At 72.4% G+C, this 19,103-nt stretch carries 15 protein-coding genes; 9 read left to right on the top strand and 6 right to left on the bottom strand.

Features of this window, described 5'->3' with window-relative positions:
• Positions 1 to 123 precede the first annotated feature (123 nt).
• A complete protein-coding gene (locus AB0H28_RS21145) occupies positions 124 to 1,140 on the top strand; it encodes a potassium channel family protein (RefSeq protein ID WP_358042615.1) in 1,017 nt (338 codons plus the stop codon).
• 66 nt (positions 1,141 to 1,206) lie between these two features.
• Here AB0H28_RS21145 and AB0H28_RS21150 read toward each other — a convergent pair whose 3' ends face one another.
• From AB0H28_RS21150 to AB0H28_RS21170, 5 genes are all read right to left on the bottom strand, one after another.
• Positions 1,207 to 1,524, bottom strand: a complete 318-nt coding sequence (locus tag AB0H28_RS21150; protein ID WP_358042618.1) for an SDR family oxidoreductase — start codon at positions 1,522 to 1,524, stop codon at positions 1,207 to 1,209.
• Between the two features lie 76 nt (positions 1,525 to 1,600).
• Positions 1,601 to 2,161, bottom strand: coding sequence for a hypothetical protein (locus AB0H28_RS21155; protein ID WP_358042620.1), 561 nt, complete (start codon positions 2,159 to 2,161; stop codon positions 1,601 to 1,603).
• 120 nt (positions 2,162 to 2,281) lie between these two features.
• The gene (locus AB0H28_RS21160; protein ID WP_358042623.1) at positions 2,282 to 3,064 is read right to left on the bottom strand and encodes a hypothetical protein; all 783 of its coding nucleotides are present in this window, start codon (positions 3,062 to 3,064) and stop codon (positions 2,282 to 2,284) included.
• A gap of 34 nt (positions 3,065 to 3,098) precedes the next feature.
• Positions 3,099 to 4,403, bottom strand: a complete 1,305-nt coding sequence (locus AB0H28_RS21165) for an HEXXH motif domain-containing protein (RefSeq protein WP_358042625.1) — start codon at positions 4,401 to 4,403, stop codon at positions 3,099 to 3,101.
• Positions 4,400 to 5,569 carry an FxsB family cyclophane-forming radical SAM/SPASM peptide maturase gene (locus AB0H28_RS21170; protein WP_358042628.1) on the bottom strand — a complete coding sequence of 390 codons (1,170 nt, stop codon included), beginning with the start codon at positions 5,567 to 5,569 and terminating at the stop codon, positions 4,400 to 4,402. Before AB0H28_RS21170 ends, AB0H28_RS21165 begins: the two co-directional genes overlap by 4 nt.
• A 222-nt stretch (positions 5,570 to 5,791) precedes the next feature.
• Here AB0H28_RS21170 and fxsA point away from each other — a divergent pair, with 222 nt between their 5' ends.
• From fxsA to AB0H28_RS21190, 4 genes are read left to right on the top strand one after another with little or no spacing between them, the layout of a single operon-like run.
• Positions 5,792 to 5,974, top strand: a complete 183-nt coding sequence (fxsA, locus tag AB0H28_RS21175; protein WP_358042631.1) for an FxSxx-COOH cyclophane-containing RiPP peptide — start codon at positions 5,792 to 5,794, stop codon at positions 5,972 to 5,974.
• Positions 5,961 to 9,785 (top strand): FxSxx-COOH system tetratricopeptide repeat protein, encoded by a 3,825-nt coding sequence (gene fxsT, locus AB0H28_RS21180; RefSeq protein ID WP_358042634.1) that lies wholly within the window; start codon positions 5,961 to 5,963, stop codon positions 9,783 to 9,785. Before fxsA ends, fxsT begins: the two co-directional genes overlap by 14 nt.
• A gap of 11 nt (positions 9,786 to 9,796) precedes the next feature.
• Positions 9,797 to 10,813, top strand: a complete 1,017-nt coding sequence (locus AB0H28_RS21185) for a hypothetical protein (protein ID WP_358042637.1) — start codon at positions 9,797 to 9,799, stop codon at positions 10,811 to 10,813.
• Positions 10,814 to 10,855: 42 nt separating this feature from the next.
• Positions 10,856 to 12,025, top strand: coding sequence for a hypothetical protein (locus AB0H28_RS21190; RefSeq protein WP_358042640.1), 1,170 nt, complete (start codon positions 10,856 to 10,858; stop codon positions 12,023 to 12,025).
• 13 nt (positions 12,026 to 12,038) lie between these two features.
• On the opposite strand, the gene AB0H28_RS21195 is transcribed toward AB0H28_RS21190, so the two are convergent.
• Entirely contained in the window at positions 12,039 to 14,132 is a 2,094-nt protein-coding gene (locus tag AB0H28_RS21195; protein ID WP_358042643.1) for an AAA family ATPase, read from the bottom strand.
• Between the two features lie 294 nt (positions 14,133 to 14,426).
• Between AB0H28_RS21195 and AB0H28_RS21200 the strand changes: the two genes are divergently transcribed.
• The 4 genes from AB0H28_RS21200 to AB0H28_RS21215 all read left to right on the top strand — a co-directional run bounded on the left by AB0H28_RS21200 (position 14,427) and on the right by AB0H28_RS21215 (position 18,929).
• Complete coding sequence (locus AB0H28_RS21200) at positions 14,427 to 16,208, top strand: RyR domain-containing protein (protein ID WP_358042645.1); 1,782 nt, start codon at positions 14,427 to 14,429, stop codon at positions 16,206 to 16,208.
• Complete coding sequence (locus AB0H28_RS21205) at positions 16,205 to 16,720, top strand: hypothetical protein (RefSeq protein ID WP_358042648.1); 516 nt, start codon at positions 16,205 to 16,207, stop codon at positions 16,718 to 16,720. The genes AB0H28_RS21200 and AB0H28_RS21205 overlap by 4 nt, the downstream gene beginning before the upstream one ends.
• 204 nt (positions 16,721 to 16,924) lie before the next feature.
• The gene (locus AB0H28_RS21210; protein ID WP_358042651.1) at positions 16,925 to 17,314 is read left to right on the top strand and encodes a sigma factor-like helix-turn-helix DNA-binding protein; all 390 of its coding nucleotides are present in this window, start codon (positions 16,925 to 16,927) and stop codon (positions 17,312 to 17,314) included.
• 52 nt (positions 17,315 to 17,366) lie between these two features.
• Positions 17,367 to 18,929 carry a recombinase family protein gene (locus tag AB0H28_RS21215; RefSeq protein WP_358042654.1) on the top strand — a complete coding sequence of 521 codons (1,563 nt, stop codon included), beginning with the start codon at positions 17,367 to 17,369 and terminating at the stop codon, positions 18,927 to 18,929.
• Positions 18,930 to 19,103 lie beyond the last annotated feature (174 nt).

Consider the following 19,103-nt stretch of genomic DNA (forward strand, 5'->3'; position numbering starts at 1 on the left):
GTGCTTAAGGTGGGTCGCCTCGACCGGCGACGACCCGACGAGTTGCGCGCGCCGGCGTCCTGCCCGAGGTTGGTTCGGACGAGGTTCTCCGAGCCGGGACGCCAGACGTGGTGGGGTGGGAAAATGGGTGTGTTGTGGGTGTCGGCCGGTCTGCTCGTGGTGGGGGCGATCCTGCTGGACGCGACGCTGACGACGCTGTCCCTGGCGGGACGGGCCGGCTGGCTGACCCGACACGTGTCGCACGGCGTGTGGCGCCTGATCCGGGGGCTCGCCGGTCGTGGCCCCCGCCGGCACCGGGTGCTGCGCTGGTCCGGCACCAGCGTGCTGGTGGCCACCTTCGCGGCCTGGGTCACCGGGCTGTGGCTCGGCTGGCTCCTGGTGTTCGACGCCACCCCGGACGCGGTGCTCGACCGGTTCGGCCGCCCCGCCGACGGGTGGTCCAGGTTCTACTACACCGGATTCTCGATCTTCACCCTCGGCGTCGGCGACTACACGCCGGGAACCACCGGCGCGCAGCTCGCGACGAACGGCGCCGTGCTCACCGGTCTGTTCCTGGTCACCCTGGGCATCACGTACCTGATGCAGGTGGTGTCCGCCGTGGTCGACAAGCGCACGATCGCCGGTCACGTCAGCGCCCTCGGCGCCGATCCGGCCGACATCGTCCGCCGGGGCTGGGCCGACGGGCAGTTCTCCCCCATGTTCACCCAGCACCTCACCAGCCTGACCCCGGAACTCGTCCGGCTCGGCGAACGGCACCTGGCGTTCCCGGTGCTGCACTTCTTCCACGCCGACAGCCGGGGCAGGTCCGCCCCCGCGGCGGTGACGGTGCTCGACGGGGCGTTGCTGCTGTTGCGGTGCGGCGTCGACGGGCGCCACCGGCCGGACGTCGGTGCGGTGGAGCCGCTGTCCCGCGCGCTTGAACAACTGGTAGGCACCCTGGACGGCTCCTTCATCGTGGCCGCCGACGATCCGGTGCGCGCGCCGTGCCTGCGGGACCTGAGCCGGGCCGGAATCCCGACCACCCACGAGCAGGCGTACGCGGAGGCGGTCGAGGGCACCCGGACGCACCGCTGCCGGCTGCGGGGCTGGTGCGCGTCGGACGGCTGGGACGGCGCCGACCCGAAGCTCACGCTCGGCTGACGGGTGGGCAGCCGAGCCGACCGGCGCGGCCGGCGGACGCGCTGCTGGATCTTGCGTGGCGCCGGGTCAACGGTGCCAGGCGCCGCCGTCGACGTGGACCGTTTCGCCCGTCACCCAGCCCGCACCCAGGAGCCACAGCGCGGTGTCGGCCACATCTTCGCGCGTCCCGATCCGGCCGGAGAGGGAGGCCGCGGCGGCGCTGTCGTACAAGGCGCGGCGACGCTCGTCCGGAAGCCGGTCCCAGGTGCCGGAGTCGGTGATGCCGGGCGCGACGGCGTTGACACGTAGCGGTGCGAGTTCGACGGCCAGGTGGTCGACCAGCGCGGCCAGGGCGGCGTGCGCGGTGCCCTTGACGACGGTGCCGGGCCTGGGCTGCCAGCCCACGGCGCTCTCGGGCGCGCGGTCCCGGCTCCGTGCCAGTGATTCGCGACCCTTGACCGAATCGGTCCCGGTTCGGTCGTCACTCGCGGACCAGCCCTGGCGGCAGCGCGTCCTCGTCCGGTCGGACCTGACAGGCGTTGACCGCAGGGTCGCGCTCCAGGGTGTGGATCAGGGATGCCGGGCCGCCGACGCAGGCCCAGGTGTCGTCCCAGAGCGCGGAGACCAACCATGACCGGTCGGCGGGGAAGAACAGATCGGGCAGGACGCCGTGCGCGTGGCGCATGTGACCACCGGTGCGCCAGGTGAGGGCCTGCTCGGGGCCGGCCTCGATCACCACGTACGGCCAGTCCCAGTAGAGCGACACCCGGGCAGCGTGCGGGAAGACGACGTCGTGGGCGCCGGTGTCGAGGTAGGCCAGCCACCACGGCTGGTCGATGGTGTGCACCATGAGGTCATCGATCAGGGCCCGCTCGTAGGCGGCGGCGGTGACGTCGTCGGTCTGGTACGTGGTGGCGTAGGCATCGAAGGCCGGCGGGATGGCGGTGGTGATCGAGACGCCGGCAGTGGTGTGCCCAACGATCCAGTCCACGTCGGCGGCGGTGCCGATGCGCCAGTCCCGCCCGTCCTTGCTGATCCGCACACCGTCATTCAAGCCCCTGCGGTGTCGGCTGGCCAGGAATCAGACCAAGCTGGGAGAAGAGGGGGTCCGGATGACGCGGGTGAACGCGGGGTAACTCGCCTGCTGTGAGGTGGTGACGCCTCAACCGACGTGGTGGTTGCGCCCGGCCCGCTGGATGAGGGCCTCCACCCACCGCTCGAACTTGCTGCTGCCCCCACCCAGCAGCCCGGCCAGCTCGTCCTCGGTCACCCCGCCGCGCGCCGCCAGCGACTCCAGCAGGCTCCGCAGCCGCCGGTGGTCCTCGTCGTCCGACCCGCCGCCGGTCGTGCCACCCATGCCCAGATGGCGGTGCAGATCCTGGAGGATGTCCATCATCTGCGGCAGCGTCTCGATGATCTGCGACAGCCCGGCCTCCCGCGGACTGGACGAGCCGCGCAGGTCCTGCAGGGTGAGCGCCACGGACATCGGCGTGACGATGTCGGTCTCGCTGCTCATCGCGTCGATCGCGCGGCCCAACTGCTGCTTGGCGGACTCCACGCTGTCCAGGTCGGTGTGGTCGACCAGGATGGTGCGCATGCCCTGCACGTCGAAGGGCAACTGCTGGTCCTTCGCCATCAACTGCACGAACGGCCGGCGTAGCGCGTGCCGCACCGCCAGCTCGTAGAAGACGTTGGCGTTCTGGTCGGTGAGGTCGGCGATGACCAGCTCGTTCTGGATGATGCGGTCGAGCACCTGCGAGGTGATCAGCCCGGCCCGCTCGATCTCGTCGCCGCGCACGGCGACGAAGCCCCGTGCCTCCACCACCGGTCGGATGAGGTAGTTGAGGATCTGGTCGCTGCGCCGGCGGATCTCCGAGCCGTCCGGGCCGATCGGTGCGATGACGAAACATTCACGGCGTGTGGCGTTACCGTTACCCTCCCCCATGGAGTCAGCGTAGTGGAGGTCGGAAAGGTGGATGTCAACCGGTCGGCGCGTGCTGGTGGTCCCAGCGGGCGCGGTGCGCCGCCAGCAGGCGGCCGGCCTCGGCCGCCGCGTCGGAGGTGACCGGCTCAGCGGCCCATCCGTCCAGCACCCCCGCCATCCCGTCGACAAGTCGCCGCCCGACCGGGGTGAGCCGGTGCCGTCCGCGCAGGACCGGCAGGGTGTCGGCCACCGCACGGCTCCACCGGACACTCTCGACCTGGGCGTGGTGGTGCTGCGCCCGGGTGCGGGCCGCGTCCGCCTGCCGGCGCCAGAACCGGGCCACCCCGAGGTGGGCGTACGCGCCGTGCAGCAGGCCCGCCAGGGGCCGCGGGTCGGCGCGCCACGGGGCGTAGAACAGCTCGGCCGGACCGGGCTCCAACAGAGCGAACATGTCGGCCAGCGCGGCCAGCTTCAGGTGCTGGATCTCGTGGGCCAGGGTGACCGCCGCGGCCCGGGGGTCCGGTGGGTGGGACATCGCCACCGAGCCGAACGCGTGGTGGAAGGTGCCGCTGCGGGTCCCGGCGCGGGGCGCGCCGATGGGGATCAGCACCCGCATGGCGGCGGACACCTCCTCGGCGACCGGCCGGTGGTCGTCGACCAGGAGCCGCCACGCCCCGTCGAGGCGCCGCCGCCACCTGTGGTCGGTCACGAGGCCGTCGAGGCGGACCCGGGGGACGTGCTGCCAACCGGCGGTGTCCACCACCAGCGACAGCGGCAGCCCCCGGCGGCGGAAGCCCATCCGCGGCACCGGGGTCCAGCCGGGCCCGGTCGCGCGCACGTCGTCGACCTCGAACCGCTCGCCCGCGCAGCGCACCCGCAGCCGTCCGTCGACGCACCGCACCGACGCACGGGTCGCGCCGGCGGGCACCTGCATGGTGCCGAGCCCGGGCAGGTCCAGCCGACCCGGTGCGCCGGGCGGGAGCGGCACGTCGAGGTCGGCATCCGTGCCGGAGCGTACGGCCGCGACCACGGCCACGGCCGCCAGGAACCCGGGGTACGGGGCAGCGCGCCCGCGCCGCAACAGCGAGGCGGTGCCGAACGCCCAGGCGGCGACCGGCGGATGGCCCAGCGCCGCCGCCCGTGCCCGTGGACCGCATCCGGCCAGCACCCGGTACGCCGCCTCGACCGCCGGCAGGTCCGGGTTCGCCGCCTCGGCCAGCAGCAGCGTCAGCGTCCGGACCAGCAGCAGCGTCTTGCTGTGCTGCGCGGCGCGCAACCGCGCGACGGCGTCCGCCCCGCCCCGGCCGGCGGCGAGCTCGTCGAGCACGCCCCCGGGCAGCAGGTGGTGGGGGAGCGTCACGACGCCGCCCGCACCGCTGTCACGTCCCGGAGCACCGTCCGGTGGATGTGTCCGATGAGGGCGTACAGGTCGGGGCAGTAGACCGACGGGTTGTCGAAGCCGCTCCCGGCCCGGTAGCGGTGGGTGCGCAGCCCACCGCCGCACACCCGGTGCCGGTCGCAGGCCCGGCAGGTCTCGCACAGCCCGGCCGCCCCGGTCTGCTGGGCCCGGACCGCCGGCAGTCGCAACGCGCTGTCGAAGGAGTGCCGGCTCACGTGCAACCCGGTGCCGGCCGCACCGGGGTACGCGGCGGCGAGCGTGTCGTCGAGTTCGATCGCGCCGTCGCTCTGCACCACCGCGACGGCGAGCGGACCGGTGCCGACCCCGGTGAGGCGGGACGTCCCGCCGAGCAGTAGCTGGATGATCTCGTCGAAGAGGCGGACGCGGGTGCGCTGCCCGGGCGTGTGGTACCACTCGTCGAAGACGGTGGCCAGCCAGCGCGCGTACGGGGTGCGGCCGGGGTCGGTGGTGCGTCCGGGTGGGGGCGCCGCCCAGGTGCCGTGCGGCAGCAGGAAGTCGACCGCCGGCGGCCGGTGCGCCAGCAGCGCGCGGTAGGTGGTGGTCGGGTCGTTGCGCAGGTCCACGGTGCACAGCAGACCGTTGAACAGGTGCGGGAAGTCGGTGCTCAGCCGACGCAGGGCCGCCTCGACGCGGGCGTGGCTGCCGCGCCCGTCCGGGCCGCGCCGGTGCCGGTCGTGAGCGGCCCGGTCACCGTCGAGACTGACGCCGACCCGGACGTCGAGCCGGTCGAACAGGCGCAGGAACGTCTCGTCCAGGCGTACCGCGTTGGTCTGCACCGTCACGCGGACCGGGACGGGCGCGGCGGCCTGCCGGAGCGTCGTCACGGCGGCGCGCAGGCGCGCGGGCCCGGCCAGCAGGGGTTCCCCGCCGTGCAGGACGACGTCCACCCGGCGGAGCCGGTGGGCGCGGGCGTGCTCGCCGATGCGCTGGGCGGTCCGGTCCAGCACGTCCGGCGGCATGGTCCGGGGTTGGGATCGCCAGCCCTGGTCGGCCTTGGTGTAGACGTAGCAGTGGTCGCAGGCCAGGTCGCAACGGCTGTGCAGCTTGAGCACGAACTGCCGGAACGGGACGACCGACACCCGTGGGCCGTGATCGGGTCCGGGCATGAGCCGCTCCGCCATGAGGTGAGGGGCCGTCCGGCCGCTGCGGGAACCCCCAGCATACATCGACATATGCCGTTGATTTGGCGCGCACCGAGGGACGCCGGCCGCCGTGGGTGCAGCGCACCGTTATCATGAACCTACGCAGCGGATCTGACCGTCGGTCGATATCCGAATCCGTGGTGACACCACCCGGAGCCACATGCGAGGACAGGCGGTGATCGGGGGATGGACGCGGGGGAGGAAACGTTGCGTTCCGATCTGATCGATCTCACCGATGTGGATCTGAGAGCGCTCGACGCGTTGCCCAGCGCGGTGCTCGTGGCCGCGCTGCGTCGACTGGAACGTCGCAGCGCGGACCCGGGCGACCAGTACGCCGGCTTCGAAAGCGCACTCGATGACGACAACTGACGACACTCCGAGCACCGGGACCATCGTGTCCTTCGTGTCGCCCGCCAGCGGCACCGGGCGCAGCAGCGCCGTGGCCAACATCGCCTGGATCCTCGCCGGCAACGGCAAGCGTGTCCTGGCCGTGGACTGGTGCGCCCGGACTCCCCGGGTCTACGACTACCTGCGCTCCTTCCAGGTGGACGCCGTGTCGGCTGCCACCGTGCTCGGTCCCGAGCTGACCACGTTGATCAGCCCGCACCCGGACGGGCCGTCGCACCGCGCGCCCGCGCTGATCGCCACCGCCGCGCCGCACCGGGGCACCCTCTACCACTACGCGATGCCCGGGTCGGGCTCCGGGTTCGCGATGGTCGGCGTCGGTGCGGACGCCGTGAGCCGCCCCGACGGCGACCCGGCGAGGCTCCGGCAACTGCTCCAGCAGGCCGGCTACGACTACGTCCTCATCGACACCCCGGTGGACCTCACTCTGCCCGGCATCACCCATGTCGCGGTGCTCAGCGACGTCGCGGTGGTCAGCATGCCGCCCCGGCGGCAGGCCATGCACCAGGCCGCCGAGCTGGCCGCGGAGTTGCGGCGGCAGGCCGCCGGCGGCATCCGGATCCTCGCCGCGCCGACCCTGCGCGACGCCAACCACCCCTGGTACAGCGAGGCCCGCGACACCGCCCGCCGTGCCTTCGCCGGCCTGCTCGACGAGTCCGACCCACAGTCGGACGACGGCTCGGTGGAGATCGTCGAGGTGCCCGAGCATGCCTATGACACCTACGACGACGTGCTGGCCGTGCTGGCCGATCCGCCCGACGTCGAGGGCAGCCTGCTGTCGGCCTACGAACGGATGACGGCGTGGATCAGCCGGGGCGCTGTGGTACGGGCGGCGGCCGTGCCGGAGCGGATCCGGCGCCGCTACCGCCGGGGTGTCCTGCTGGAACGCGCGGAGAGCGCCGACGACATCGTCGTGCTCTACGACCCGGCCGACCGGCCCTGGGTGGACTGGATCTGCGGGCAGCTGCGCCGGGCGAGCGTCACCGTCCACCCCCGTGCCCTGCGCTCCGGTGCGCCGCCGGCCTATCCGGCCGACGCCACCGTGCTCGCCGTCGTCTCCCCGAACGTGCTGCGGGCCGTCGGCCCCGCTCTGTCCACCCTGCCCGCACAGGCCGACGACGCCGAGATCCTCGCTGTCCTGGTCACCGGCCACGAGACCGACGAGAAGATCGACCCGCGACGGGTCGTCGACCTGCGCGACGCCGACCCGGCCCGGGCGCAGTCGCTGCTGCTGAGCCGGCTCGGCCTGATCGCCCCCGCCGCCCCCGCCGCCGATCTGCGCACCGCGCCGCGCTACCCGGCCGAGCCGGACCGCCGGCTGCGACACAACCTGCCGCCGCGCAACCCGTCCTTCGTCGGTCGGGGCGAATACCTGGAGCGGCTGCGCGACCGGTTGGGCACCGACGGCAACCCGGTGACGCTCACCGGCGGCGCCGGCGTCGGCAAGAGCGAGTTGGCCCGGGAGTTCGCCCACCGGTTCGCCTACGACTACGACGTGGTCTGGTGGATCCCGGCGCAGGACCGGGACACGGTCCAGACCAGCCTCGGTGAGCTGGCCGACGAGATCAACGCCGTGGACGGCACCGGGGCGGCGGAGGCGGCGCTGACCGCGCTGTCCACCCGCGGCGGCATCACGCGATGGCTGCTGATCTACGACAACGCCGACAACGCCGAGGTGGTGCAGCGGCTGCGGCCCCGCGACGGCACCGGCCACGTGCTCATCACCTCCCGTGACGACGGGTCCCCGGACCTGCCCTCACCGCTGGAGGTCGCCGCCTTCAGCGGCGACGAGAGCATCGCGATGCTGCGCCGGGTGCTCGGCATCAGCACCGACGACGCGCGGACCATCGCGGCCGCGCTGGAACACCTGCCGCTGGCCCTGCGACTGGCCACCGCCTGGATCCGGGAACGCACCCGCGCCTTCGAGCGCCAGGGCCTGCCCAACCTGGAGTCGGTGAGCCGCAGCGTCGCCGAGCTGCTCGACGAGCTGCGCCGGCCCAACGCCCAGGAGGACGACGAGCGGATCCCCGGCTCGCACACCTCCACCGTGGCCCGGGTCCTCGACATCACGCTGCGCACCCTCGACGACGTCGAGTTCGGGCCACTGGCGGTGGGCCTGGCCGAACTCGCCGCGTTCCTCTCCCCCGAGGGCATCGGGCTGCCGCTGCTGCGGTCGACGTCGATGCTGACCCAGCTCGCTGGCGCCGCGGACGTCGACGCCGAGGAACTGCTGCTCACCGCCGGCGAGATCGACCTGGTGCTGACCGTCGGCGCCCGCTTCGGTCTCTACGACGTCGACTGGGGACGCGGCGCCGCGCTGCGCATGCACCGCGCCATCCAGGTGCTGCTCCGCGAGGCCATCCCCGCCCCACAGCGGCAGGAACGCCACCGCCAGGTGCTGCACGGCCTCGCCGGATACGCGCCGACCGACCCGGAGGCCGACGACCGCCGCTACCTCGACATCTTCGAGGAGCTGCAACGGCACCTCGTCCCTGCCGGCGCGTTGGAGTCCGACCATCGGCTGGTCCGCCACTGGGTCGTCAAGCAGGTCCGCTACCTCTACCTGACCAACGACAGCGACATCTGGCAGTCCGCCCTGCAACTGGCCCGGCCGCTGTGCGAACGGTGGACCGCCAACGGCCAGCTCGACCAGCTCACCATGCGCCTGCTCGTGCAGACCGCCAACCTGCATCGCGCCCTCGGCCAGTACGCCGACGCCCTGCGCCTCGACGAGCAGGTGCTCGGCGAGCAACGCCGGCACTACGGGCTGCGGCACTACCGCACACTGATCGCCGGTCGCGGCCGAGGGGGAGACCTGCGCGGGCTCGGTCGCTTCGACGACGCCCTCGTCGAGGACCAGGCCACCTTCGCCGGGTTCCGCAAGGTCGTCGGCGACGACCACCCGAACACCCGGATGGCGGTCAACAACCTCGCCCTCTCCTTCCTGCTCACCGGCGACGCCCGCGAGGCGTTGCGGTTGGCCCGACAGGAACGCGACCGCCGGATGGCCCTGTTCGGGCCCGAGGACCCCCGGGTCTGGCGGGCGTCGTGCGTGGTGGGCACGCTGGAGCGGGAGGTCGGCGCCTACGAGCTGTCACTGGCGACGCTGCGCGAGGCGCTCGAGCGGATCCACCAGTTGCCGGCCGCCGGCCCGCTCGAGGAGCTGCGGGTCAACCGCACCCTCGCGGTCACCGAGCGACGCCTCGGCTCCACCGTCGCCGCCAAGAACCGCAGCTCCGAGACCTACCTCGGCTACCGCAGTCACCTCGGCGAGGACCATCCACTGACCCGCGCGAGCCTGCTGAGCATGGCGGTCGACTACTACCGGGCCGGAGACCTCACCATCGCCGTCGAGCACGGCATCCGCTGCCTGCGCGGCTACGAGCGGCAACTGGAGACCGGGCACCCCTTCATCGCGGCCTGCTCGGTCGACCTCGGGCTGTTCCTGCGCGGCGCCGGCGAGTACGACCAGGCCGTCCGGGACGGGGAACGTGGCCTGCGCAGCCTGCGGACCCGGCTCGGCGACGTACACCCGTGGACCTTGGCGGCGGTGAACGCTCAGGCCGGCCACCTGGCGGCGCGGGGCGAGCTGGACGAGGCCCTGCGCATCCAGGACGAGGCCCATCTGAACAGCGTGCACTACCTCGGGCGCAGCCACCCGTGCAGCCTGGACGCCGCCGCCAACGCCGTCACCCTCCGGGGGCTGCGCGACGGCGACGTCGGCGTCACCCCGTCCGCCCTGACCGACACCGACATCGACGTGCCGGAGAGCTGAGGAGTGACCAGGTGACCGTTCCGGAGCCACGCGTCGCCCTGCACGAGGAGTCCGCCGAGCAGGACGTCCCCGGGTTTCGCAAGAAGCGGGATCTGTGTCGCGACGTGCTGCTGGCCGACTCCGGCATCTACCACGTCGCGCACTACACCTCGGGCGTCCTCGACTTCGCCCTGGACCTGCTGGCGCAGACAACGGCGCCCCCGACGGGGGACGGCGACGACCTGGCCGAGCGCCGCGACATCCACCGTCGGGTCGGCGCGCAACTGGTCTACCGGGCGACGGAGCTCAACCGCCGGCTGTGGGAGCTGCAGACCGGGGCACTGATCCGGCTGGTCGCACAAACCGCCACCGGCCTCGTGTTCTGCAACTCGGTGGTCGGCAGCGAGCATGTGATCGGCTTCGGCTCCGCCCCGGCCGCACCCGGCGACGCCACGCCTGTCGACCCGGCCCGGTTCGATGCGGTCGACCGCGCCGCGTCCGGGCTCGCCACCGACCTGCGCCGGCTGATGCGGCAACGCTCCCAGAACCCCGGCGGCTGGCTCACCGACACGACACGCGCGGCTCAACAGACCTCCGACGGCCCGCTCCACCCCCGCGTGTCCGGGTCGGCGGATCCCGACGGCGTGCTCGCCGCGGCGCTGCGGCCGGACGGGCTGCACTACCTCAGCCACCACCGGGCGGGGGAACAGACGGCCACCGCCGACATCCTGGCGCACCCCGAGCTGGCGCCGTTCTTCAACCGGGGCGTGACCGTGGCCGACCGCCGCAGCCGCTACCAGCGGCTCGCGGCCGACCTGTCCCTCCTGGTGCTGCAGATCAGCCGGGACCTGCGCCGCGCCGTCGACGGTGACGTCGCGCGCCTGGTGCTCGACGTGGAAATGGGTGCGGTCTACTACAGCCGGCTCACCCCCGGCGACTACCTGTTCGGTGTCACCCTCGACCAGGACGCGGTCAGCCAGGCCGATCACGCGTTGTGGACGGTGGGACGCCGGCTCGTCGAACCCGCTGCCGGGCCGTCCGGCCGATAAGCTCCGGTGGATTCTTCAGCTCTAACCGCCCGTAGGATGGCTGTGAAACCTCTGGCGCGATCGGCGGCCGTGCTGGCCGCCGGGCTGTCCGGCCTGCTGCTGGCCTGGGCCGGGCACGTCCGCGGGCTGGAAGATTCGCCGACCTACCTGTTGCTCGCGGCGATCCTGCTGGGGGTCGGGCTGATCGGCAGCACCCGCGACCTCAGCCTCGCTGACGTGCGCGCGCACCTGCCCACCGTGCTGCTCGCCGTCACCGTCGGGGTGATCCTCAAGGCGGCCCTCATCGCCGCCGTGATGTATCTGGCCTTCCGCGACCCGGCGGTGCTGGTGCTCGGCGTGGCGGTCGCGCAGATCGACCCGCTCGCGGTGGCCGCCATGAGCCGCCCGGACCGGACCTCCCCCCGCGCCCGCGCCATCCTCTCCGTCTGGGCGTCCTTCGACGATCCGGTGACGGTGCTGCTCACGATCTATTTCTCCGCTGTCGCGCTGGAGTTGCGCGGCGACGCCGCCGCCGCCGCGCCGGGCATGCTCGGCAACGATCCGCTCGACCTCGTCCTCGGTCTCGCCCTCAACCTGGCGTTCGCCGCCGCCGCCTGGCTCCTGTGGCGTCTCCTGCTGGCCGCCGGCCTCCGCCCCGACGCCCCGGTCGGGGCATGCCGGGGTGCCGTGCTGCGGTGGACCGCGGTCGGACTGCTGATCGTGCTCGTGCTGGTCGCCGCCGGCCAGTTCCTCATGCTCGGCCTCGCACTCGCCGGGCTCTTCTTCCGGCCGCGACTGGGTCCCGTCGTCGGCCGGTCCACCCAGGCCGCCTACCTCGTCGCCACCTTCCTGCTCGGCATGCTGCTCGTGCGGGGAGTGCACGTGGTCGAAGGGGTGGTGCTCGGCCTCGCCGCGGTGGCCGCGCACCTGCTCGTGTCGCTGCCGCTGTCCCGGCGCCTGCCGGCCGCCGACCGGTGGTATCTGGCCTGGGGGCAGCAGAACGGGCTGACCGCGGTGATCCTCGCCCTCGTGCTGGAACGCAACTTCCCGGGCACGGTGGGGGTCGTCGCCACCGCCATCGTCGTGATCAACGTGGTGCACGCCCTCGCGACAGTGGTGCTCGACCGCACCCGGTCCACCGGTGGCACCGACGGGCCGGCGCCCGCCGAGCCGGTCGCGCTGCCTCGGATGCGGGAGGACCCGACTGCCGGCTCGCTCGAACCGGACCGGTGACCGGACGCGACCGTCAGCGCGCCACCATCAGCTGCCGGACCCGCCCGCTCAACCCGTCGAACAGCGACCGCGCCTCCGACCAGCGGGGCGACCGGTCCGGCTGATCCGCCGCGCCGTCGGCCTCGCTGCGGTCACCCAGCACGTCCAGCTGGAACAACGGTAGGTATTCGGCGAGCCCGTCGTAGGTGTCGCAGAGCCGGTCCAACGCTTCCGGGTCCGTCGCCTGCGGGTCTCGTCGGTGGCTGTCGTACCACTGGGCAACGCCGTCGCGGAACGCCACGATCAGCCGTCGCAGCATCATCGACGTGCCCAACGCCCGCTGCACGTCCCGTGACCGCAGCCGGGCCCGCAGCGACGCCCCACCCTCGTCCGCGATCGCGCCGCGCCGTGGGGCGAAGGCATCACTTAGCTGCCGGTCGACGCCGGTGAGCTGGTCCAGCGCGCCCATCACCTCCACGAACACCTGGGCCACCCGGCCGGGCAGCTCCGGGGTGTCCGGCGCCGTCGCCGGGCCCGGGTCGAACCCGGCCCCGGCCGACCGTGACCCGCCCAGCTCGCCCCGCAGCTCCGCCAACTGGTACGACAACTGCTCGATGGAACGCTGGGTGTTGCTTTGCTGCCGGTGGATGCGCTCGACCCGCTGCCGCACCGACGTCATCGCGTCCGCGCCGACCGCCTGTTCCAACCGGCGCATGGACGCCTTGACGCTGCCCGAGAGATCTTCGGCGAAGGTCTGCGGGTCGTAGACGATCGGCTCCACGCTGAACGACGCGGCGAGCTCCGCCGCCAGCTCGGGGGGCAGGTGCCCGACCACGACCAGGATCGCCTCGCTGTCGGGCACCGTGGCGCGGATGGCCACCACCCGCCGGTGCAGCTCGTCGACCTCCTCGGCCTTGAGGACCGACTCGGACAGCAGCACACCGCACCCGGCGTCCTGTTCGTCGAGCGGGATCCAGAAGTCGACAGGCAGGTCCCGCACCGACCCGAGGAGATGGTCCCGCTGGTAGGTCCAGCCGTCCTGGGTCAGCACCCGCCGCACGGTGGCGGCCACGTCCTGCCGGCTGGCCAGGTCGAACTGGACCCGCACCGCCTCCCGGACCATGACGTGGGTGACCGGGGTGCCGGCCTGCGTCGCCCGCTGGTAGAGGTCGTAGCAGAGTCGGATCACCCGGCGCGGCACCCCGTCGGCCAGGTTCGTCAGGTAGTCCACCGTCTCCGGGGTGAACGGCGTCAGGCGGGCCTGCCCGAACGTGCGTGCCTGGCTCCGCCGGATGAACTCCTCGACGTCCGGGACGCTGAGCGCCGACATCCGCACGATCGGCCCGATCCGCTGCCGCACCTCGGGGCTGAGCAGGTGCAGCAGGTCGGGCAGCCCGGAGAGCACGAGCAACGCCCCGGACGACGCGAACGCGCCGATCAGCCCCGCCAACCGGGCCATCGCCTCGTCGCCGGGCCGACCCGCCAGCAGATTGTGCAGCTCGTCGAGGACCAGGACGAACCGTCTTCGCCGGTGTGCGTGCAGGACGGCGAGCACGGCCATCGTCTCGACCGCGGCGGCCTCCACGTCGGTGGGCGCGGTGACCCCGGCGGCCACCAGCTCCGGCCCCGGTGGGTAGCCGGTCAACCAGTCCCACGCCGCCGCCTCGGTGACCGGCTCCAGCAGCATCGCCAGCACGATGCCGAACGACGGGTCCGCGGTGACCCCGGCCAGCTCCTCGCGCAGCCGCTCGGCGCGCGCGCCGGCCGCCGGCTCGATCCCGTCGGTGGCCTGCCGGACGAGCGCGCGGACGGCCTCCCGGGACAGCCGGCCCAGGAGCTGCCGGCTCACCGCCCGGAACGTGTCGGCCGGGGCGTCGAGATAGATCGCGCCGCCGACGGGCTCGCCGGCCGCCCGCGTGCGGGCCAGCAGTTCGACAGCGAGATGGGTCTTGCCGGTGCCGTAGTCGCCGAGCACGGCGACGGTCACGCTCTCACCCGTCCGGAGGTAGTTCTCCAGGTGCCCGACCGCGTCCCGGATGGCCGCGGTGACCACCGTGGGGCCCGTCACGCCGTCCTCGCTGACCCGGGCGACGGCCGTCGGGGAGAACGGATTGACCGCACCGTCCATCTCGCTGATCCTCCGGTAGCTCCGGTCTGGGGCGCCAGTGTTTCCGTACCGGAGGCCGGCTCCGCGCGTGTGCCACCTCCGGCCCGTCTTCGAATGGTAGCCGTCCGTAGCCACCGCAGCGGACCCTCGCCGCCCGTCCGTTCGGGTTCACCTGCGAAAAGAGCCGTTCGGGCAGGTGCGCTGGACACCGACCTGATCGACTTTGTCCAATACGATAAGGCCCATGGTGGCAACCAGGAGGCGGCGACGCCGAACCGTGATCCGCCGCCGCCCGCCCGGCCCGAGAGCCGTTCGATGACTGAGCCCGGTGCGGGCTCTCCCCGCCCCACCGGCTGGTGGCTGCGAGCGGTGTTCGCGGTCGTCGGCGTCGTCGCCTTCGTCCTCGGCTACCTCGGCTTCGAACGGCTGCTGCTGGACCGGCCGGAAACCGCGCACGACCTGAGCGACGTGATCTACTACGACCTGCAACTCTTCGTTCTCGGCGCGGAGCCGTTCCAGGAGTCCGGCCCCTACCCGTGGCAGCTCCAGGTCGCCCGCTTCGTCGCCCCGCTGTTCACCCTGCTCGCCGTCGCCGAGGCGGGCCGCCTGCTCCTGGCCGCCGAGATCCGTCGCATCCGGGCCCGCCGGGCCCGCGACCACGTCCTCGTCTGCGGCGACTCCCAGTTCGCCCGGATGCTTGCCGACCGGCTCTTCGCCGACGGCGAACGAGTCGTCGTGGTGCGCTCCGTCCCCTTCGGGCCGCTGGAGTACCGGCAGCGCCGATATCTCGGCGTGGTCGGCGACCCCACCAGCTCCGAAGTGCTCCGCGGTGCCGGGCTGCCCCGCGCGAACACCATCTATGCCTGCACCGACGACGACGACCGCAACCACGCCGTCGCGAACACCGCCAGCCGGCTGATCCAGGACCACCGCCAGCCGCCCCGGGTCTACGTCCAGGTTCGCGACCCGGAGATGTGCCTGTCCCTCCAGGCCAGACGACTCGGTGCCGCCGGCTCCAGCCGGTTGCGGCTGGACTACTTCCACGTGGACGACGTCGCCGCCCGCGCCCTGCACCGCCACCACCCCCTGCCTGCCGTGCCGGCCCGGACGACCCGCGTGCTCATCGCCGGCCGCGGCGCGTTCCGACGGGCCCTGCTGGTGGAGAGCGCCCGGCACTGGCGCGCCCGCCGCGGCGGCCCCCCAGCACCGCTGCGGATCGACCTCGTCGCCCCGGACGCCGGCGCCGAGCTCGCCCGCGCCGCCTCCCGGTACCCGTTCCTGAGCGCCGCCTGCGACGTCGTCGCGCACGACCTGGACCTCGACGGGCTGGCCGGGCTGAGCCATCTGCGCGACGGCTACGACCGCATCTACATCTGCACGCCGGACGAGCGCGTCGGGCTGCAGTTCGTCCTGGACACGCCCGCCCTCTGGCAGGCGGCGCACGGTGAGGTGTTCGTCCCCGTCTACCGCCAGGCGGCCCTCGCCGCCGCGTTCCACGGCGACTCACGGCACGACCTGCTCGACGAGGTGCACGGCAAACTCCGTCTCTATCCCGTGCTGACCCGCGCCTGCGACGCCCGGCTCATCGCCGAGGACCTCACCGAGCGACTGGCCCGGCAGATCCACGATCGCTATCTGCGGGCCCACCACGTCCCCGGGGCGCGACCCGGTCCGGCCGCCGCCATGGTCGACTGGACCCGTCTGCCGGAGTCCCTGCGGCGGGCCAACCGCGCCCACGTCCAGGACATCGCCGCCAAGCTGCTGAATCTCGGCTGTGTCGTGGCACCCCGGCGCGGCGGCGCCGGTGACGCGTCCGCCGAGCAGGCCATCGAGGACCGGATCGAGGTTCTGGCGAGGCTGGAGCACGAGCGCTGGTGCCGGGAACGCACGGGCGAGGGCTGGGCGTACGGTGAGCCCCGTGACGACGCCCGCCGGCGGCACCCGGCACTGCGCCCCTGGGACGAGTTGACCCCTGACGTGCAGGAGAAGAACCGCCAGGAGATCCGCGCCCTGCCCGACGTGCTCTCCGACAGCGGGTTCGAGTTGATCCGGCTGACCGCCACCGTGCCCACCCAGTCCCGCGGTCCCGACCGGTGACCGCCGACCACCCACCGGTGCGGGTCGGTGTCACCGGGCACATCAACCTGACCGCCGCCACCGAACGGCTCGTCGCCGACGCGCTGCGGGTCGAGCTGCGCCGGATCAGCACCCGACCGGTGCACGGCGTCACCTGCCTGGCGCCCGGCGCCGACCAGCTCTTCACCCGGGCCGTGCTCGCCGGTGGCGGTAGCTACGACGTCGTCCTGCCCGCCCTCGACTACCGGGACGCGACGATCCCGCCGGACAAGCGCGCCGACTTCGACGACCTGCTCGCACGCGCGGAGCACGTCTTCCATACCGGCCACGTCCACTCGGGCACCCCGGCGTACGCCGCCGCCAACCGCGATCTGCTGGCCCGGGTACAGCGGTTGGTGGCGGTCTGGGACGGGGAGGCCGGGTGCCACGGGGCGTCGACCGACCGCACCGTCGGCTGGGCAAGCCAACTCGGCATCCCGGTCACCGTGGTCTGGCCGCCGGGCGCGCGCCGACGGACGGATCCGAAGGTCTGACAACGACCACATCCCATCGGGGTCTCCGGGTGAGGGTGCCGTCGTCCTACCCGGTGTGGTCCCCGAGCGGACGGTGATCCCGGAACTACTTCCACACCCGGTGCAACTTCCTGGCGGACTGGCTCCGTTCCACCTCGGTCACGAGGAGGCAGTCGACGTGAGAGCCGAAGACGAGCAAGCATTCCGCGAGTTCGTGACGTCACAATGGCGTCGCTGCGGAAGCTGGCGTACCTGACCTGCGGCGACTGGCACACGGCGGAGGATGCCGTGGCCAAGGCGCTGGTCAAGCTCTATCCGCGCTGGCGAAAACTGGAACGACCCGATGTCTACGCCAAGACCATGGTCTACCGGGCCGCGGTCGACGAGACCCGTCGCCCCTGGCGGCGTGAGCGGTCGGTCGGCCACGCCATGCCCGACGTCGCGCTCCGGGACTCCGCCGCCGCGGCCGACGAGCGGATGCGCCTACGGGCGGCGCTCGACGCCGTGCCGGCCGGGCAGCGGGCCGCGGTGATGCTCCGGCACTACCCGGGTCTGAGCCTGGAGGACACGGCCCGCGTCCTCGACTGCACGGTGGACACTGTCAAGAATCGTTAGAAGCTATGGTCGATGTTGCCGACACGAACGTCGATCTAGGGGGACGGTTCTGATGGTACGGCGGAAGGCCCGGTCGGGGAACCGGGGCCGGTTCGACAGCAAGGACGCGTTGCTGGCCGGTGGCGTAGAGGTGCGGGCGTTGCGGTATCAGCGCGCAAGTCAGGACAAGAAGGAACAGGGCAAGAGTGTCCACGACCAGGGTGTGCTCAACCTGGCGGAGATCACGAAGCGGTCCTGGACGGACGCGGGGTCGTTCACGGACAACCACCGCTCGGCGAGCCGGCGTGCGACGAAGGAGCGGGAACAGTTCGAGTTGTTGATCGAGCAGATCCTCGCCGGCAAGGGTGACGTGCTGGTGGTCTGGGAGATCTCCCGCAAGGAACGCGACCTCGCGGTTTTCGTGAAGATCCGCGACATGTGCTACGAGATCGGTCTCAACTTCTGGCTGGTCGGCGGCGTGCTGTATGACCTGCGGGACAAGAACGACCGGATGATGCTTGGCTTCCAGGCGGTGCAGGCCGAGTGGATGGCCGACTCGATCCGCGACAACGTGCTGCGCGGCATCGTCGGCGCCGCCGAGGCTGGTCGCCCACACGGGAAGATCACCTACGGGTACCGGCGGATCTACGACCAACGCACCCGTGCCCTGCTGCGCCAGGAGCCAGACGACGAGATCCGCATCGCGGTGGCGGCCGACGGGACGGTGACCCGGTATTCGCGGGAGCAGGTCGTGCGCGACAACTTCCGCAAGATCGCCGAGGGTATGCCGTTGACCGCGCGGGAGGCCGAGTTGAACCGCCTCGGGATCCCTGCAGCCCAAGGTGGCAACTGGTGGCGGGGGATCCTGCGCAAGCAGGTGATGAACCCGGCTTACATCGGTAAGCGGATCCTGCGCGGGGAGATCGTCGGCGACGGGATCTGGCCCGCCCTGGTCAGCGAGGAAACCTACTGGGCGGTGGTGCGCATGCTCGGCGACCCAGCGCGCACCACGACACGTCCGGGCCGAGCTGTGCACCTGCTGTCCTACATCGTGCGGTGTGGCGTGTGCGATGGGCCCCTCTCATCGCAGCGGCAGAATCGCCACGGCTGGACCGGACAGGTGTACTCCTGCCTGCATAACCGGCACGTCGGGGTGAAGGCGCCGATCCTCGATGAGTATGTGCAGCGCGTCGTGGTGGCGTGGCTGTCCCGCACCGACGTTCACAACATCCTCTCCGCCGCCGGTGGTAGCGACGAAGACGTTACCCATGCCCGCGCCGAAGCCCAGCGTCTACGCGGAGAACTCGAGGACTGGCGCCGCCTCGCCGAGGAGGGCGACGTCACCGCCATCGCCTACGCCCGCGCCGAGAGGGGCCTTCTTAACCAGATCGCCGACCACGAACAACGTGCCGCCGACGCCGGCATCCCCGCCGTGCTCCGCGGCCGCATCGGCGACCACGCCGTGCAGGCATGGCAGGAGCTCGACGGCAACACTCCCGTTAAACGAGAGATCATCCGCCTCGTCGCCGACATCAAACTCCTGCGCGCCGCATACAAAGGCGACCGCAGTACGTTCGGCCGCCACCGCCTCGATTGGCGGTGGAAGTTCGGCCCGCAGGACCAGCGGGCAGCCTGACGACTTGACCTTCAGGCAGAGGTGAGCGTCGATCGTGTCCGTCGTCCCGCCATGATCGGGCGGGGCGGCGTGACCCGTCGACGGAAGGTTCTCGCCGTGCCCCGCGAACGACTCAGTGCTCTCGCTGCCCTGCCCGATGATGTGATCGATCCGCTGATGTGGCGGCTCGCCTTC

Origin of the sequence: Micromonospora sp. NPDC050980, from assembly GCF_040653835.1 — a bacterium.
Lineage (GTDB): Bacteria > Actinomycetota > Actinomycetes > Mycobacteriales > Micromonosporaceae > Micromonospora.

Excerpts from the sequence above, each read along its gene's own strand:
- AB0H28_RS21145 (WP_358042615.1), top strand. The coding sequence starts at position 124 with ATGGGTGTGTTGTGGGTGTCGGCCGGTCTGCTCGTGGTGGGGGCGATC.
- AB0H28_RS21160 (WP_358042623.1), bottom strand. The coding sequence starts at position 3,064 with ATGGGGGAGGGTAACGGTAACGCCACACGCCGTGAATGTTTCGTCATC.
- AB0H28_RS21170 (WP_358042628.1), bottom strand. The coding sequence starts at position 5,569 with ATGCCCGGACCCGATCACGGCCCACGGGTGTCGGTCGTCCCGTTCCGG.
- fxsA (WP_358042631.1), top strand. The coding sequence starts at position 5,792 with ATGGACGCGGGGGAGGAAACGTTGCGTTCCGATCTGATCGATCTCACC.
- fxsT (WP_358042634.1), top strand. The coding sequence starts at position 5,961 with ATGACGACAACTGACGACACTCCGAGCACCGGGACCATCGTGTCCTTC.
- AB0H28_RS21195 (WP_358042643.1), bottom strand. The coding sequence starts at position 14,132 with ATGGACGGTGCGGTCAATCCGTTCTCCCCGACGGCCGTCGCCCGGGTC.
- AB0H28_RS21200 (WP_358042645.1), top strand. The coding sequence starts at position 14,427 with ATGACTGAGCCCGGTGCGGGCTCTCCCCGCCCCACCGGCTGGTGGCTG.
- AB0H28_RS21210 (WP_358042651.1), top strand. The coding sequence starts at position 16,925 with ATGGCGTCGCTGCGGAAGCTGGCGTACCTGACCTGCGGCGACTGGCAC.
- AB0H28_RS21215 (WP_358042654.1), top strand. The coding sequence starts at position 17,367 with ATGGTACGGCGGAAGGCCCGGTCGGGGAACCGGGGCCGGTTCGACAGC.